Here is a 15,052-nt window from a genome sequence, read left to right as displayed (position 1 = left end):
CCCGGTTGGGGGCCGTATTACAAAATGAACCCGGCACAGAGAATCCGAGCCGGGATGGCGCATTTGCCCGAAACGAGCCCCCGCTGTCAACCCACTATGATCATGCTGCCAATCTAACGAGACCTTTTAGGCAAAGCCCAGAGCTTTGGAGACTGGATTAGCGACGATAGCCCCCGGTTCGGAGACTAGATGTCTTCGCCCTGCCCCAGTTCTTTCATCCGGTAGGCGAGCGCTTCAAACCGATTGGCCGTGATTTCGAATTGAACTGCGTTCAACAGTTCATAGACCTGTTGCATCAAGGGTGCCTCCAAGGCCTCAACATAGGCCTCGATCTCATCCTCACTAAAGTCTTGATAGGTATAGGCTGACCCCGCCAGATTGGCGGCCCTCAGCGCCATGCGCATCTCTGCTTCCTGATCGCGTTGTAACGCACGCAACCCCTCAGCATCCAGCTGTAGTTCAATGATGCCTGCGGCGCTGGCGGCCATCAGAAAGCGAAACTGAATCTGCTGAATGGACCGAAGCCCAGACCCGGCCGCATCAATTGCCCTGCCCATCCGGTGATATAGGGCAATACGCTTGCTGCCGGATTTGACCAGATCCGCAATGATCCGTTCACCGGCAATCTGCTTGGTGTCGCCTTCCTCAACCAAATGAGCGGCATTTTCTGCCAGAACCAGCCGCTGACCCAGATCACTGGCGTAAAAGGCGGCTGCGTGGCTCAAGGCCTCCTCTTCCAGCGTCTCAGTCAGGATATCCAGCGCCAGGTCACGCATCTTCTTCTGATCAAATACCGCCTCAGACAGGCGTGTCCACTCGGCGCCAAAGTCCCCGGCAGAGAGCCCGAGCATATCTGGTGCGTCCCCCGCAGAGAGCGCAATACTATCCAGAGCCACATCAAATCCAGTGACCTCCAGAAAGGCCGCCACTTTGCCACGATCCGCGGCCTCAGCCGGAGTGATCATATGAAGCGCAAGAAAACCAAGAGCAAACATGGCCCCCGCCAGATGAGAAATGCGTTTTGAAAACTGTATCATACTAGAAATCTAGGCCAAAACTCCGACGAAACAATGAAAAAATGTCATTCTCAAAAGAAGTTGAAAATCCCTCTTGCGCTACGGGGCGTTCAGCCTTAAACGCTCCTCCACCAGACCCCCGCGGAGAGGTGCCGGAGTGGTCGAACGGGGCGGTCTCGAAAACCGTTGAGCCTTCACGGGTTCCCAGGGTTCGAATCCCTGTCTCTCCGCCACTATACTCCCGCCTAATACCTTAATACTAATCAACGCAGTTCAGGGCCGCGTGGGATTCCTGCTGTTTTCGACGCTTTCAACCAAGTAAAAAAGACCGGGCGAATGCCGGTCTTTCTCAGATTTCTGTAACTCTCGCAGCGCTGCTTAGCCCCGACGGCGACGCCCACCGCGCCCACCGCGACCGCGGCCCTCTTCACCTTCTTTGGCGGGAGCTTTGTTGAACTTGATCCATTCACCACCGTGGGGGTCATTGTTGGTCAGGAAGTTGGCAGCGCGGATGGCTTCCATTTCTTTTCCAGCACGCGGTTTCATCGACCCAAGTCCAAACATTGTCACAAAGGTTTCATCATCCATGCCCTCGGGCAAGATGATACCGGCTGCTGCAACTTCTTCCTTTTTAGCCGCCAGCGCCTTTTGTGTCACAGGCAGACCGACCGGGTTCATGATCGCAGAGGTCATGCCAGCCCCCATGGCCATCGGCAGGAAGGCGTTGTTGATACCGTGGCGGTTGGGCAGACCAAAAGAGATGTTAGACGCACCACAAGTGGTGTTTACGCCCAGCTCTTCACGCAGACGACGCACCAAGGCAAAAACCTGCAGGCCAGCTGTTCCCATGGCCCCCACGGGCATCACCAACGGATCCACCACGATGTCATGGGCAGGAATGCCAAAGTCAGCGGCGCGCTGAACGATCTTTTTGGCCACTTCAAAACGCACATCAGGGTCTTCGGAAATCCCGGTGTCGTCGTTGGAGATCGCCACAACCGGCACGTTGTATTTCTTAACCAGCGGCAGGATCTCTTCCAGGCGTTCTTCTTCACCGGTGACAGAGTTCAGCAGCGGGCGGCCCTCACAGACCTCAAGTCCGGCCTCCAGCGCACCAGGCACTGAGGAGTCGATACACAAAGGCACGTCCACAAGCCCTTGAACCAGTTCAATGATCTTCCGCATCAGCGGCGGCTCGGTCTCATTGGGGTTAGGATTTGAATTGTAAACAACACCCGCATTGATATCGAGAACAGTAGCACCCGCCAGAACCTGCGCCACCGCATCCTTTTCAACAGTGGAGAAATCGCCGGCTTCCAGTTCCGCTGCCAATTTTTTGCGCCCGGTGGGGTTGATCCGCTCGCCGATGACGCAGAAGGGCTCATCAAAGCCCATTACAGCGGTTTTTGTTTTTGATTCTATAACCGTACGGGTCATTGTTTATCCTTGGGGGTTGACGGGCTGCGCGGATGCGCCGCCGTTGTTGATGGCCCAGGTGGCATTGGTCTTGATACCGCCAAGTGGGAAAAAATGGACTTTGGTGATGTTGAAATCCGGGTTAGCGGCCTTGTGGGCTGCGAGATCCGCCAGAATTTCATTTGGCTCATGCGGCAGCAGCAGTTTGGTCACGTCTTTGGCGCGCTTTTGCAGCACTTTCAGCGAGGGGCCAACGCCGCAAGCAATGGCGAATTTGATCATTGTCTGAAGCTTGGCAGGCCCGGCGATGCCGATATGAACAGGCAGGTTCATGCCGCGTTCGCTCAGCTCGTTGACCCAGTCAATCACGGGCTGCGCTTCAAAGCAGAATTGGGTCGCCAAGGCCATTTCAGCGTCTGTGCGCTTGGAGAATTCCTGTTTCCAGTCCAGCGCAGCATAGGTGTTGGCACGCCCGCCCTTGGGATCAATATCCAGGTTGGGCTCCGGGTGGCCGGCAACGTTCAGGTTGGTAAAGCCAGCCTTGTCAAACAGACCGGTTTCCAACAGCTGCATCGAAGAGTGGAAATCGCCTTTGGGCTCGGCAACCCCACCGGCCAGCAACAGCGCCTGTTTGACCCCGGCTTCGCCCTGGTAGCGGGCAATCCAATCGCCCAATGTGGCCTCATCCTGGATGATGCGCGCCGGGAAATGCGGCATGACATCAAAGCCCTCATCTGCAATGCGTTTTGCCGTCGCAACCATGTCCTCGATGGGCGTGCCATCGATATGGGCGATGTAGACGCGGGTTCCGGCGGGCAGCAGGGCACGAAAGTCCTCAACCTTGGCCGCGGTGCGCGGCATCACTTCGATGGAATACCCCTTCAGAAAGGCCTCCATCTCGGGGGTGACGGGCTGGTCGGCGCCAGAGTCGCGTTTTTTGAAGTTCAACAAAGCCATCACGGCCTCCCATAGTGGTGTCAGGCTCACGCCCATCCGTCATTTGCGATCAGGGCTTTCAGACGGTCCTGATCGTACTCCGCTTCCAGACGTTTGGCCTCAGATTCGGCAACTTCGGCAGACTCGCCTTCCAGGACATAGGGCGCAGCCTTGCGCCATTCTGCCAGGTAGGCGTCGCTGTCTTTGGCGTTGACCTTCATTGCCGCCCGGTCGATGGCCTGTTCAAACCGTTCTTCCAATTGGCGTTTTGAACCACGGCGGCCTTTGCCAACAATGACCTGCGCGGGGATATCGCGCCAGTATACGATCGTAACATCCACCATAGCCTGTTCTCCTGAGACGTCTGATATTTTTTGTTTCTAGAGCGTCCCGTTTGACGGAGTACGCCGGATTTCGACACCACTTGGGTTTTGAGCGACGTTTTTCCTTTCTCTTGAATACAAAGCCACCCTGGCGCTGACCACAGCAGGAAGGTGTCAAAATTCTCATCAAACATATGAGTTTGTCGCAACCTCGCCCTCAGGCGTTAAAATGCGCCGCACCGCTGCGACATGAGATGCTAGGGTTATCGCGCCCGGATCCCCTTGCGCTGCCGGGCTTCGCTCCATAGTCTAGGGGTAACACGATAATCGGAGGGCGTGAATCATGGCGCCCAGGCGTTCCAAAGGTGCGGGCGCGTTTCCCAAGGTGGTTGAAACCCCTGTACCAGCCCGTCCGGATTCTGATGCGCTTTATGCGGCTCTGGATCTTGGCACAAACAGTTGCCGCATGCTGATTGCCCAACCAAAGGGCAGCGGCTTTCATGTGGTCGATAGCTTTTCCAAGTCTGTGCAGCTTGGCACAGGGCTTGAACGAACCGGACGGCTGTCTCGTTCGTCCATGTCGCGCACGATCCAGGCTTTGCGGATCTGCCAGCAAAAGCTCAAGCGGAACCGGGTCAAGCGTATGCGGCTGGTCACTACAGAGGCCTGCAGGCGCGCAAAAAACTCGCGCGAGTTCATTCGCCAGGTCAAGCGCGAAACCGGCCTGCCCCTCGAAATCATCCAACCCGAAGAAGAAGCCCGCTTGGCGGTAATTTCCTGCGCGCCATTGGTGTCGATAAAAACGGAACAGCTTTTGGTGGTGGATATTGGTGGCGGCTCGACAGAGCTTGTCTGGATTGACCTATCCTCGGTTCCAGGGCGGGACCGCCCCGCTGCAATCATGCGCCTACATGCCGGTTTCCACACCGCAGACAGCCCTTTCCCATCGGCCAAGGTGGTGGATTGGATCTCTGTCCCTCTTGGGGTGGCGACCCTGCGAGATCAGTTCAACGACGTCGAGGATGATTCCGCTCGCTTTGCCCTGATGAGCTGGTATTTTGAAGAACATCTGGCGGATTTTGCCCCCTACAAGGACGAGCAGGCCCGCGAAGGCTTTCAGATTGTTGGGACCTCCGGTACGGTGACCACTGTTGCTGCCTCCCATCTTGGGTTAAAGCGCTACGATCGCACCAAAGTGGACGGGCTGCGAATGACCAGCGACCAGATTGACAAGGTCATCCGAGGCTATTTGGATCTTGGGCCTCAGGGACGCCGACGCGACCCTCGTATCGGCGAAGACCGCCAGGCTCTGATCATGTCTGGCTCGGCCATTTTGCAAGCCCTGCTCCGGTGCTGGCCAACGGACCGCCTGTCGGTAGCGGACCGGGGTTTACGCGAAGGTCTGCTTTATGCGCAGATGAGCGCGGACGGCGTATTGGAAGACGGGCCCTTTTGAGGCTGGTAAATGTAATTCACGCCCTGCCCTTCGCTTTTGAAGGCTGCGGCGAAAACGGTGAAGACAATGGCAAAAACGCCTACAGGAAAGACCCCCACGGGCAAGAACACCTCTGGTCGAGGCCAACGGGATCTGAAGGTCAAAGTGAAATCCGCTCGTGGTCGGCGGCTGAGTTCAACTCGCTGGCTGCAACGCCAACTGAATGACCCCTATGTCAAACGCGCCCAGGCCGAAGGCTATCGTGGGCGCGCTGCCTACAAAATCATGGAAGTCGATGACAAATATCGCTTTCTTGTGCCTGGCGCGCGGGTGGTTGATCTGGGCTGTGCTCCCGGTGGCTGGGCACAGGTCGCCGTGAAACGCATCAATGTCATGGGCGAAAAACGCGGTAAAGCGCAGGGCCGCATCATTGGTGTTGACCTGCAGGAGATCGAACCCTTGGCGGGGGCAGAGTTTCACACGCTCGACTTTATGGATGAAGGCGCAGACGATCAGGTCAAGGAATGGCTTGGTGGCAAGGCAGATGTCGTGATGTCCGACATGGCTGCGTCCAGTTCGGGCCATAAACAAACCGACCACTTAAAGATCATAGCGCTCTGCGAGGCAGCCGCCTATTTTGCCTTTGATGTTCTGGAAGAAGGCGGCACCTTTGTTGCCAAGGTTCTGGCGGGTGGAGCCGAAGGCGAATTGCAAAAACTGCTGAAGAACAAGTTCACCAAGGTCGCCAACGTTAAGCCGCCGTCGTCTCGCTCGGACAGTTCGGAAAAATTTGTGGTGGCAATGGGTTACAAGGGATAGTGATAGCCCTTCCCTTGGACTTTAGTGTTGCCCCATAAGAGATTGCGACGCCAGATCCCTCAGCTTGAGGGCATCTTCGCCCTCGCCTTCGCTCTGCAAGGAAACCCGCAACTTTTGCGACATCTGTTTGGCAAGTCCTGATTTCTTCAAAGCCTGTTTTAGCAGATTTGGAACCAACAGTTCTGCACCAATTCTTTTCATCGTGATCTTCCTATTCATCGTGTCCCAGGGCGAGGGATAGAAAATGGGTAAGATCTGAGAGCGGCCAAAATGTGGCGAAGCTGCCCCATTGTTTCCAATCCGGAAACATGTGGCATTTTTGCCAAGTCGGCGCCTCATGCAGGCCAGGCCTCGGCAGCTATGCCGTCAAGCGCAATTCGATAAGAGCGTTGTTGAACTCAGCCCCGAAGATCAAGATAGCTGCATTCACATAGAGAAAAATCATCGCTGCCATGGCCCCCGCCAACCCTGCATAGGTCGCCGAATATTGAGCGATGGAGCCCACATAGAAAGCAAAGCCAATCCCAGCCCCCCACCAAAGCGCGACGGTGAGAACCGTGCCAGGAAGTAAATGGGACAGCCGATGGATATGACCTGGTAACACCAGATGACAGAGAAACACTGCAAAAAACGGCAGCAGCACGGCAACCAGCCCATGCAACCCGGATGTCAAATAGCCCGAAAGCTCCACCTCTGGGAAAAAGTCTGCCAAATAATGGAGATAGAGCGGTAAGATAACCTCAAACAGGGCGGCGAAAAGAATGCCAGCCCCGCCAAGGATCACAAATCCTATGCAAAGTATGCGCGACAGCCAAAAGGGACGCCGGTCCACATCATGATAGGCCTGGACCATGGCAATGCGTACAGCATTTACCCCGTTGGAGGCGAAATAGAGCGCCAAAAACCCGCCAACCGTGATAAGCCCTGTGCTAGAGGTGGCAAGAACAGCGTTCAACTCTGACACGATCGGGGTAGAGACCGGTTCTGGCCATGACCCAAAAACAAGATCAACCAGATGGTCCAGATCGATACCTTGGGAAAAAACACTGGCCATTGTCCCCGCCAAGGCGACAGTGAACAAGACAAAGGGAAAGAGCGCCAGCATCATCGACATCGCAATATGGCTGCTCATCACCCAGTGGTTTTTGTGGTTGAATTGCTGTGCTGCGCGCCAAAGAGATTTCACCCAGATATTCTGAAGTACACGATTTATCATTCTTCCAGCCATCCAAGCCCCCGTCGCACCCCGCACCCTATATCAGAGCCCGGCGTTAGGACAGCTACTTGCTGGACACTGCGCCCGCAGAGGTATTGACTGCTGATAAGAGACCAGCCAGCCATTCACCTGAGCACTGGCAACCAAGTGGGAAACAGATCAAGACATGGTATTAACCGTTTCAGATGTGACCAAAACACTCCCCCAAAGCGGCCTGGAGCGGCCGATTCTGGATCGGGTCTCGCTACATCTGGAGGCTGGGAAATCACTGGCGCTCACCGGGGAGAGCGGATCAGGCAAAAGCACCCTATTGCATCTTGTTGGCGCATTGGACGGGTTTGACAGCGGCGAAATACGCGTTGATGGCACCTCTCTCAGCGTCCTTGATGATAGCGGACGCGCCGCGTTACGCCGCTCCTCCATATCTATTGTTTTTCAGCAATTTAATCTCATTCCCTCACTCAATGTTTCGGCCAATATCTCGCTGCAGGCCAAGCTCGCGAAACGGTATGATCCGGATTGGGAAGATCAGTTGGCACAGCGCCTTGGCCTTGCCCAGCTGTTGGCGCGCTACCCCGAGCAACTCTCTGGTGGGCAGCAGCAGCGGGTCGCTATTGCCAGATCGCTCGCGATGCGCCCCAAACTGCTGCTCGCGGATGAACCAACGGGCAGCTTGGATGAAGAAACCGGAAATGCCGTCTTGGCTTTGATGTTAGACCTGGTCGCAGAAAGTAACACGGCCTTGTTCTTGGTCACCCATTCCCCGACAATTGCCTCAGCCCTCGACAGGCGCCTGCACCTCAGCACTGGCGGGTTAACGTGACCGGAGTTGCTCTGCGCGCCCTGCTGTCTCATTGGCGTCAGCACCGGTTTCAACTGGCGGCGCTCATAGTTGGACTAGCCCTTGCAACAGCCCTTTGGGTGGCGGTCCAGGCGATCAACGCAGAAGCCAAGGCAAGCTATGCCAAGGCAGAGGGCTTTGTGCAGGAATTCGACCGGAAAAGCCTGGTATCAACAGACAAACCCCTGACAGTGGCAGACTATGTTGCGCTCAAGCGAGAGGGATGGCCATTGTCCCCAGTGTTGGAAGGACGCCTAAAGATTGAGAACCAATGGATTGATCTTGTTGGATTTGACTTTCTGACCTTTCCCCCCGTTCCCACCATCTCCGCCCCTGGTGCCCAGGCCCCAGATGGGGCGTTTCTGATCTCTTTACTTCGCCCTCCTGGCGGGCTGATTTTGAACCCACAGACCGCAGCTGATCTTGCTATCTCTAAGCAAGGGCTAGCCATTCATCTTTCTGATGCGGTCCCACTAGGCAGCGGGATTGCGGACATCTCCCTTGTTAGTCGATTGCTTGGCAAGCCAGACAGTCTGACACGGCTGATCTACCTTGGACCGGACCCACCCGAAACAAAGACCCTGGGTCAGCTGCCAGATCACATCCGGTTTAGTTCTGCGAACAGTGCAGCCATCGAACCAAGCGCCCTGACCGAGAGTTTTCATCTCAATCTGACGGCCTTTGGCTTCTTATCCTTCGTTGTTGGGTTGTTCATTGTCCAGGGCACCATTGGCCTGGCCATGGAACAGCGGCGCGGACTGTTTCGTACCCTGCGATGTCTGGGGCTGCCCTTTCGCAACTTGGTCCTGGCACTGGTGGTTGAAATTTCCATCATTGCTTTGATTTCCGGCCTTATAGGTCTGATAATTGGGTATTTTCTAGCGGCCGCTCTCTTGCCAGGTGTGGCCGTGACCCTTTCAGGGCTCTATGGGGCAGAAATTGAAAACACCCTGTCTTTGCGACTCGCATGGGTGCTGTCCGGTCTTGCGATGACGCTTCTGGGGGCATCGATCGCAAGTTCATATGGGTTTGTTTCCCTTTGGCACCTCCCCATTTTACAGGCCCCTTCCACCCGGGCCAGGGGGCAGCAGGTTTTGCGCAACTTCAACGGATGGGCCCTGCTCGGAGCAGGACTATTGGGGCTTGGTGTCCTGTCGCTGCTCTTTCTTGGTGGGCTCAGTGGTGGCTTTGTCTTCCTTGGCTGTATCATGCTCGGGACCGCGCTGTTGCTGCCGTATTTCCTTTGGCACATCTTGCGGGCGGGTCAAAGCGCCACGCGCCACCCGCTTGGGCATTGGCTCTGGGCGGATGCCCGTGCTCAGCTCCCAGGTCTCTCCCTGGCGCTAATGGCATTGATGCTCGCGCTTGCCACGAATATCGGCGTCGGAACAATGGTTTCCAGCTTCAGGCTCACCTTTTCTGATTGGCTAGACCAAAGGCTTGCTTCTGAGCTCTATGTCACCGCGCGCGATGATGCCCAGGGGGAAGCGATACAACAATGGCTCGAGGAAAAAGGCCTGCGTGTTTTACCTATCCGTTCCAGGGTTTTGCAGCAGCCATCTGGACAAATCACTATCTACGGCGTTCGCGATGACCCGACCTATCGCGACAACTGGCCCATGATTGACGTCCTGCCGGATGCCTGGGATCTTCTGGCACAGGGCCAGGGTATTCTTATCAGCGAACAACTCGCGCGGCGTCAAAACATCAACCTCGATGAAACACTCTCCCTGCCCGAAGGATGGCCGCACAGGGTCTTAGGCATCTACTCAGACTACGGCAATCCCCATGGCCAGGCGATTGTTTCGATGCCTCAATTACTGCGCAACGCGCCACAGGCGGAAAACCAACGTTTTGGCGTTCGCCTGGATCCAGATCACATTCCTGTCTTGACCAATGCACTGCGAGAAGCGTTTGATTTAACGAACGAAAATGTGACGGACCAGGGGCAAGTCAAGGAGGCTTCAAAACAGGTTTTTGACCAGACTTTCCGTGTTACAGATAGCCTGAAACTGCTGACACTGGGGGTCGCGAGTTTTGCCATCTTCACCAGTCTCGCTACTCTTTGGAGCCAGCGCTTGCCACAGCTTGGGCCAGTTTGGGCAATGGGGGTCAGCCGACAAGCCCTGGCACAGATCGATGTTTTGCGCAGTCTGTTGATGGCAGGCCTGACTGCTCTTCTGGCCTTGCCCCTCGGGCTGGTTCTGTCCTGGGCCTTGCTGGTGGTCATCAACACAGAGGCCTTTGGCTGGCGCCTGCCGATCCATCTGTTTCCGCTCGACTGGCTCTGGCTTGTCAGCCTGTCGCTCCTGGCAGCACTTTTGGCAGCGATATTGCCCGCATGGCGCCTGTTTCGCCTTCATCCCAGCGCACTACTAAAGGTGTTTTCCAGTGAGCGTTAATCGGTTCCTTTTGTGTCTGTGTCTCCTTGCCCCAAGCCCGGCCCTTGCCCAGGGATTTGCAGGCTTGGGGACCGAGGCTGATGGATTTGCGGTACCGGTTCCTGACGTCCCGCTGACCTTTCCAATGGATCACGGGCCACACCCGGATTTTCGCATTGAATGGTGGTATTTGACCGCCAACCTTGAAGATGAACTGGGTCAGAGCTACGGCATACAATGGACACTGTTCCGAAGTGCGTTGGCCCCCGGTGAAGCAGAAGGTTGGCAAAGTCCACAGATCTGGATGGGCCATGCGGGCCTCACCAGCGCCACAGAGCATTTCTCGGCCGAGCGGTTGGCCCGTGGCGGTATTGGTCAAGCCGGTGTCACATTGGCGCCCTTTCAGGCCTGGATTGATGACTGGCAGATGAGCGGTCAGGAGGACCTGTCGCAGCTTACTCTCACCGCCAAGGGAGATGCCTTCTCTTATAGTCTCGAGGCACAGGCAGAGGGCCCATTGGTCTTGCAAGGTGCGCAGGGGTATTCGGTGAAGTCCCCGGAAGGCCAGGCCAGCTATTATTACTCGCAGCCTAACTACCGGATAGCGGGCCGGCTTACCCTGCCCTCTGGACCAGTCACTGTCAGCGGTGACGGTTGGCTGGATCGCGAATGGTCCAGCCAACCCTTATCGGAAAACCAAAGTGGTTGGGATTGGTTTTCTCTGCGGTTTGACAGTGGGGAAAAACTGATGGGGTTTGTATTGCGGGGCGCCAATGGCGCAAAAGATTTCAGGTCTGGCACCTGGATTTCCGCCACAGGCGAGGTCACGCCTCTGCCCCCTGGTGCTTTCCAAGCAGTTCCTTTGGCACAGGCGGAGGTGGCTGGCAGAAAGATCCCGGTACGCTGGGAACTTCGCTTGCCGGAAAAGGATGTTTTCTTGATAGTTGAAGCCCTTAACCCGCAAAGTTGGATGGATGTGACCTTTGCCTATTGGGAGGGACCGGTAGCAGTGTCCGGCAGCCATAGGGGCACAGGGTATCTAGAAATGACCGGCTACGAATAAGTACGACAACAACAAAGGGGCGCTCCACAGCGCCCCTTTGATTTGAATTTAGGCCTGTGGGGCGCGCACGACAAAAACCGAACACCCTGAATGCCGGATCACTCGGGCAGCATTGGGCCCGAGCAGGTAGTCCTTCAGATCCGGCTTATGGGCGCCAATCACGATGAGATCACTGCCGGCGGCCTCTGCCACTTTTAGGATCTCCTGGTAGGCTGTGCCTGTCGCCACCACATGACGGACCTTTGCATTGCGGTCCTCGCCGAGAATTTCAGCGCAAACTGATTTGAGCCGGGCGGTGGTGTCCTCCACCGCCTTCTCATGGTGATGGCTCTCAAAGAACCCAGAGACCCAGCTCTCGCCAAAGTCAGGCAGGACGTTCACCACATCCAGCTGAGCCTGATCCAGGTCGGCCAATCTAACCGCCTGCTCAAGCACCATCTTGTCGGTTTCCTTGTCGCTCAGCTCAACCGCGCAAAGTACAGATCTGCTCATGCTGTTTCTCCTTCTCTGCGGGCGCGGCCGCTTTGCATCATGGCGATCAAACCCAGCAACAAAAGCGCAGGAATGAACACCAGCTCCTTTGGCATCTGATCCGCTGGGGCCAGGATTTCCTTCACAAAAACAGGGCTATCCCCGTAGAAGTCAAAGCTACCCAAATCCTGTTCCGCAGGGGTGCCAAAGCCCGGCGCGTCCAGGTTCATCTGATCCGCCTCTGGCAAGAGAACCAACCCGGCTTTTTCTGCCATGGCAGCGCCGTCCAAACCCTCCAACACCTCGACAACCAGAGTGGTTGAAGCGATCTCGCCCGTGTCAAAGTCCGGTCCTTCAATGGTCAGGCGCAGTTCCTGCCCCGCCTCTGCCAAATCCAGTGCCTGCACCAGTTCCGTTGGGGCAACCGCACTATGGGGAGGCATGATCCGGTTCATGAAGAAATCGGGCCGGAACAGCGCAAAGGCCACAAAGACCAAAAGGAAGCTCTCATAGAGCCTGCTGCGGGTGACAAAATAGCCCATGGTGCCAGCGGTAAAGACCAGGATAGCGATGGTTGCTGATATGGCCACCAATATGCCTTGCGTCCAGGTGACATCTATCAACAACAGGTCTGTGTTGAAGATAAAGACAAAAGGCAAAGCCACTGTTCGCAAACTATAAAAGAAGGCGACAAAGCCGGTGCGGATCGCATCCCCGCCCGACACAGCCGCCGCCGCAAAGCTGGCAAGCCCAACAGGCGGCGTCACATCGGCCATGATCCCAAAGTAGAACACAAAGAGATGCACAGCGATCAGCGGCACGATCAGACCGGACTGCGCGCCCAGCTCCACCACAACCCCCGCCATCAGCGAGCTGACAACGATGTAGTTGGCGGTGGTCGGCAGGCCCATCCCCAGAACCAGAGAGAGCAGACCAACACAGAGCAGTACAAAGACCAGAATGGTGCCTGTCATATCTGCGGCCCGTTCCGCCACGGTTCCCTGGAAGCTGGTGATACCAATCAGATCGGTCAGCGGGCTGATGGCATGGACCACGATGGCACTGAGATAGGTGAGCCCATAGGCCATGGTTTCCACCAGATCCGCCATGACCTGGCCAACGCCGGTCAGTGTTACCGTACCGACGATGACGCCGGCCGTAGCTGTGGCCAGTGCAATCCCGATCATGTTGCGCGAGCCATCAATCAAGCCGCTCCACAGATCATGACAACCCTCAACAAAGGTCGCCATCATATTGCTTTGATTGCGGAAAAACGCCTTGATAGGTTTCTGAGTCAACAGGATCACAAAAAGCAGCGCCGTGGCCCAGAAGGCCGATAGCCCAGGGGATTTCTGTTCGATCATCAGGAAATAGACCAGCACAACGATGGGCAATAGGTAGTGGAGGCCCGCCTTATAGATCTTGGAGATATCCGGCAGTTCCACCTCTTTGGCATTGGGATCATCGGGTTCCAGATCCGGAATACCTGCGGCCAGAGCAACCAGCGCCACATAGATGACAAAGACCACGCCAAACATCAGAACTCCGGCAAAACTGGGCACCCATCTATAGGCCGCTTCGACCGGGAACTGGCTGCCATAACAAAGTCCCGCGAAGACGGCAAAGAAGCTGGCCATCCCAAGAATGGTACGGGCCATATGGACCTCGCGGTTGCCCAGGGTGGGCATATTCCGCTTCACCGCCTCCAAATGCACGATATAGACCAGCGCGATATAGGAGATCGCGGCGGGCAGGAAGGCATGGGTGATCACCTCAACATAGGAAATGCCCACATATTCCACCATCAGAAAAGCCGCAGCCCCCATGACGGGAGGCATGATCTGGCCATTGACCGAGGAAGCCACTTCAACCGACCCGGCCTGTTCCGAGGAAAACCCGACGCGTTTCATCAGCGGAATAGTAAAGGTGCCGGTGGTGACAACGTTGGCAATCGAGGACCCAGAGATAAGACCGGTCGCGGCAGAACCCACAACGGCTGCCTTCGCCGGACCACCGCGCAGGTGACCCAAGGCACCGAAGGCCATCTTGATAAAGTAGTTCCCAGCACCAGCCTTATCAAGAAGTGCCCCGAAAAGCACAAAAAGAAAGACAAATTTGGTTGAGACTCCAAGTGCAATCCCAAAGACTCCCTCAGAGGTGATCCACATATGGCTCATCGCCTTTTTCAGGCTTGCCCCTTTCCAGCGGATAACCTCAGGCACCCACTCAGAAGAGCCGAAGAAGACATAGGCCAGAAAAACCGTTGCGATGATTGCCATAGCCGGTCCAAGCGCGCGACGCGCGGCCTCAAACAGGATCAGCAGACCGGCAAGCGCGTAAAACTTGTCGATATCATCTGCCAAACCGCCACTGTCGACGATCTTTTGGTAGTTCAAAAACCCATAGATGGAGACAAAGACACCAGCACCAGCCAGGGCCCAATCCTGAACTGGGACAAAGTCGTTCTCTGGCGTATCCCATTGACGAATATAGGAAAGAGCGAACCAACCACCAACGGCAAGCCCAAGGATAAGTGCAGCGATCTGCAGGGTGCTGCTCCAGTCGCCCAACAGGTATTGCCCGAGAATGGCAAAAGCGCTGTAAGACAAGACGACGATAGCAACAAACATTCCCACCGCACTGACAACTCGCTCACCTCCTGTGGCAACGCCGCTCCCATTGAGGTAGGTCGGGGCAACCAAGGCAAGCGCGATCACTGCACCAACTATAACGGCCATATTCATCGAGATATCCGGCGCAATGGTGACCATCACCGCCACGCTAAAGGCACCAAGCCCAAGCACTGTTCCAAGGTGACCAAGCGCAAAGGAAATCAGGTTGCGGCTTTCACGGCCCATCGCAGGATAGGCCATAAAGCCCAGCATCAGCGCGAAGGCGAGATGGATCAGCCGTGAGTTATTGTTGACGGCCCCTGGAAGCAAATAGTTTGCCAAAGGTGAGGCCAGAATGACTTGGAAAACAGACCAGCTTACAGCGATGACAGCAAGGGACAGTCCCACAGCTCCGACCGGGTTGCGCGCACCCGCGTCGGAGGAGGCAACCAGTTCCTGTAGTTCATCTTCGCTAAGCGGTCGATTTCCCTGAACATCGGATGTCATGGATAATCTCCCATAC

13 protein-coding genes and 1 tRNA gene are annotated in these 15,052 nt (G+C 56.0%); 6 read left to right on the top strand and 8 right to left on the bottom strand.

The features are described 5' to 3' along the window. Positions 1-185: 185 nt before the first annotated feature. Complete coding sequence (locus tag MED193_RS03705; RefSeq protein WP_157041263.1) at positions 186-995, bottom strand: DUF2059 domain-containing protein; 810 nt, start codon at positions 993-995, stop codon at positions 186-188. A gap of 164 nt (positions 996-1,159) precedes the next feature. On the opposite strand from MED193_RS03705, the gene MED193_RS03700 reads away from it, so the two are divergent. Further along, positions 1,160-1,249 (top strand) — tRNA-Ser (locus tag MED193_RS03700). Positions 1,250-1,394: 145 nt separating this feature from the next. On the opposite strand, the gene MED193_RS03695 is transcribed toward MED193_RS03700, so the two are convergent. Genes MED193_RS03695 through MED193_RS03685 form a run of 3 tightly spaced genes read right to left on the bottom strand, consistent with a single transcriptional unit; the run spans position 1,395 to position 3,712 of the window. Further along, positions 1,395-2,453, bottom strand: a complete 1,059-nt coding sequence (locus MED193_RS03695; RefSeq protein WP_039965825.1) for a methyltetrahydrofolate cobalamin methyltransferase — start codon at positions 2,451-2,453, stop codon at positions 1,395-1,397. 3 nt (positions 2,454-2,456) lie between these two features. Further along, on the bottom strand, positions 2,457-3,389 hold the full coding sequence (locus MED193_RS03690) for a methylenetetrahydrofolate reductase (protein ID WP_039966616.1): 933 nt from the start codon (positions 3,387-3,389) through the stop codon (positions 2,457-2,459). Between the two features lie 26 nt (positions 3,390-3,415). Further along, entirely contained in the window at positions 3,416-3,712 is a 297-nt protein-coding gene (locus MED193_RS03685; protein ID WP_009808300.1) for a virulence factor, read from the bottom strand. 322 nt (positions 3,713-4,034) lie between these two features. Here MED193_RS03685 and MED193_RS03680 point away from each other — a divergent pair, with 322 nt between their 5' ends. Continuing rightward, positions 4,035-5,147, top strand: coding sequence for a Ppx/GppA phosphatase family protein (locus MED193_RS03680; RefSeq protein WP_009808299.1), 1,113 nt, complete (start codon positions 4,035-4,037; stop codon positions 5,145-5,147). Positions 5,148-5,213: 66 nt separating this feature from the next. Then, positions 5,214-5,945: an RlmE family RNA methyltransferase gene (locus tag MED193_RS03675; protein WP_009808298.1), complete on the top strand. Its 732-nt coding sequence runs from the start codon at positions 5,214-5,216 to the stop codon at positions 5,943-5,945. A 21-nt stretch (positions 5,946-5,966) separates the two neighbouring features. Here the strand turns inward: MED193_RS03675 and MED193_RS03670 are convergent, their stop codons facing one another. Continuing rightward, entirely contained in the window at positions 5,967-6,146 is a 180-nt protein-coding gene (locus MED193_RS03670; protein WP_009808297.1) for a hypothetical protein, read from the bottom strand. A 157-nt stretch (positions 6,147-6,303) separates the two neighbouring features. Continuing rightward, the gene (locus tag MED193_RS03665) at positions 6,304-7,161 is read right to left on the bottom strand and encodes a YihY/virulence factor BrkB family protein (protein WP_050757569.1); all 858 of its coding nucleotides are present in this window, start codon (positions 7,159-7,161) and stop codon (positions 6,304-6,306) included. A 166-nt stretch (positions 7,162-7,327) separates the two neighbouring features. Between MED193_RS03665 and MED193_RS03660 the strand changes: the two genes are divergently transcribed. Genes MED193_RS03660 through MED193_RS03650 form a run of 3 tightly spaced genes read left to right on the top strand, consistent with a single transcriptional unit; the run spans position 7,328 to position 11,446 of the window. After that, positions 7,328-7,984: an ABC transporter ATP-binding protein gene (locus MED193_RS03660; protein WP_009808295.1), complete on the top strand. Its 657-nt coding sequence runs from the start codon at positions 7,328-7,330 to the stop codon at positions 7,982-7,984. Continuing rightward, complete coding sequence (locus MED193_RS03655; protein WP_009808294.1) at positions 7,981-10,404, top strand: FtsX-like permease family protein; 2,424 nt, start codon at positions 7,981-7,983, stop codon at positions 10,402-10,404. The genes MED193_RS03660 and MED193_RS03655 overlap by 4 nt, the downstream gene beginning before the upstream one ends. Beyond that, positions 10,394-11,446, top strand: coding sequence for a lipocalin-like domain-containing protein (locus MED193_RS03650; RefSeq protein ID WP_050757568.1), 1,053 nt, complete (start codon positions 10,394-10,396; stop codon positions 11,444-11,446). Before MED193_RS03655 ends, MED193_RS03650 begins: the two co-directional genes overlap by 11 nt. A 48-nt stretch (positions 11,447-11,494) precedes the next feature. On the opposite strand, the gene MED193_RS03645 is transcribed toward MED193_RS03650, so the two are convergent. Both MED193_RS03645 and MED193_RS22225 read right to left on the bottom strand, forming a co-directional pair. Continuing rightward, on the bottom strand, positions 11,495-11,938 hold the full coding sequence (locus MED193_RS03645) for a universal stress protein (RefSeq protein WP_009808292.1): 444 nt from the start codon (positions 11,936-11,938) through the stop codon (positions 11,495-11,497). Continuing rightward, complete coding sequence (locus tag MED193_RS22225; RefSeq protein WP_009808291.1) at positions 11,935-15,036, bottom strand: TRAP transporter permease; 3,102 nt, start codon at positions 15,034-15,036, stop codon at positions 11,935-11,937. The genes MED193_RS03645 and MED193_RS22225 overlap by 4 nt, the downstream gene beginning before the upstream one ends. Positions 15,037-15,052: the final 16 nt, after the last annotated feature.

Source organism: Roseobacter sp. MED193 (assembly GCF_000152965.1).
GTDB lineage: Bacteria > Pseudomonadota > Alphaproteobacteria > Rhodobacterales > Rhodobacteraceae > Pseudophaeobacter.
The sequence above is the reverse complement of the archived record's forward strand: the minus strand, read 5'-3'. Positions and strand labels throughout refer to the sequence as shown.

Coding starts and splice junctions, on each gene's coding strand:
- MED193_RS03705 (WP_157041263.1), bottom strand. CDS start 995: ATGTTTGCTCTTGGTTTTCTTGCGCTTCATATGATCACTCCGGCTGAG.
- MED193_RS03695 (WP_039965825.1), bottom strand. CDS start 2,453: ATGACCCGTACGGTTATAGAATCAAAAACAAAAACCGCTGTAATGGGC.
- MED193_RS03690 (WP_039966616.1), bottom strand. CDS start 3,389: ATGGCTTTGTTGAACTTCAAAAAACGCGACTCTGGCGCCGACCAGCCC.
- MED193_RS03685 (WP_009808300.1), bottom strand. CDS start 3,712: ATGGTGGATGTTACGATCGTATACTGGCGCGATATCCCCGCGCAGGTC.
- MED193_RS03680 (WP_009808299.1), top strand. CDS start 4,035: ATGGCGCCCAGGCGTTCCAAAGGTGCGGGCGCGTTTCCCAAGGTGGTT.
- MED193_RS03675 (WP_009808298.1), top strand. CDS start 5,214: ATGGCAAAAACGCCTACAGGAAAGACCCCCACGGGCAAGAACACCTCT.
- MED193_RS03670 (WP_009808297.1), bottom strand. CDS start 6,146: ATGAAAAGAATTGGTGCAGAACTGTTGGTTCCAAATCTGCTAAAACAG.
- MED193_RS03665 (WP_050757569.1), bottom strand. CDS start 7,161: ATGATAAATCGTGTACTTCAGAATATCTGGGTGAAATCTCTTTGGCGC.
- MED193_RS03660 (WP_009808295.1), top strand. CDS start 7,328: ATGGTATTAACCGTTTCAGATGTGACCAAAACACTCCCCCAAAGCGGC.
- MED193_RS03645 (WP_009808292.1), bottom strand. CDS start 11,938: ATGAGCAGATCTGTACTTTGCGCGGTTGAGCTGAGCGACAAGGAAACC.
- MED193_RS22225 (WP_009808291.1), bottom strand. CDS start 15,036: ATGACATCCGATGTTCAGGGAAATCGACCGCTTAGCGAAGATGAACTA.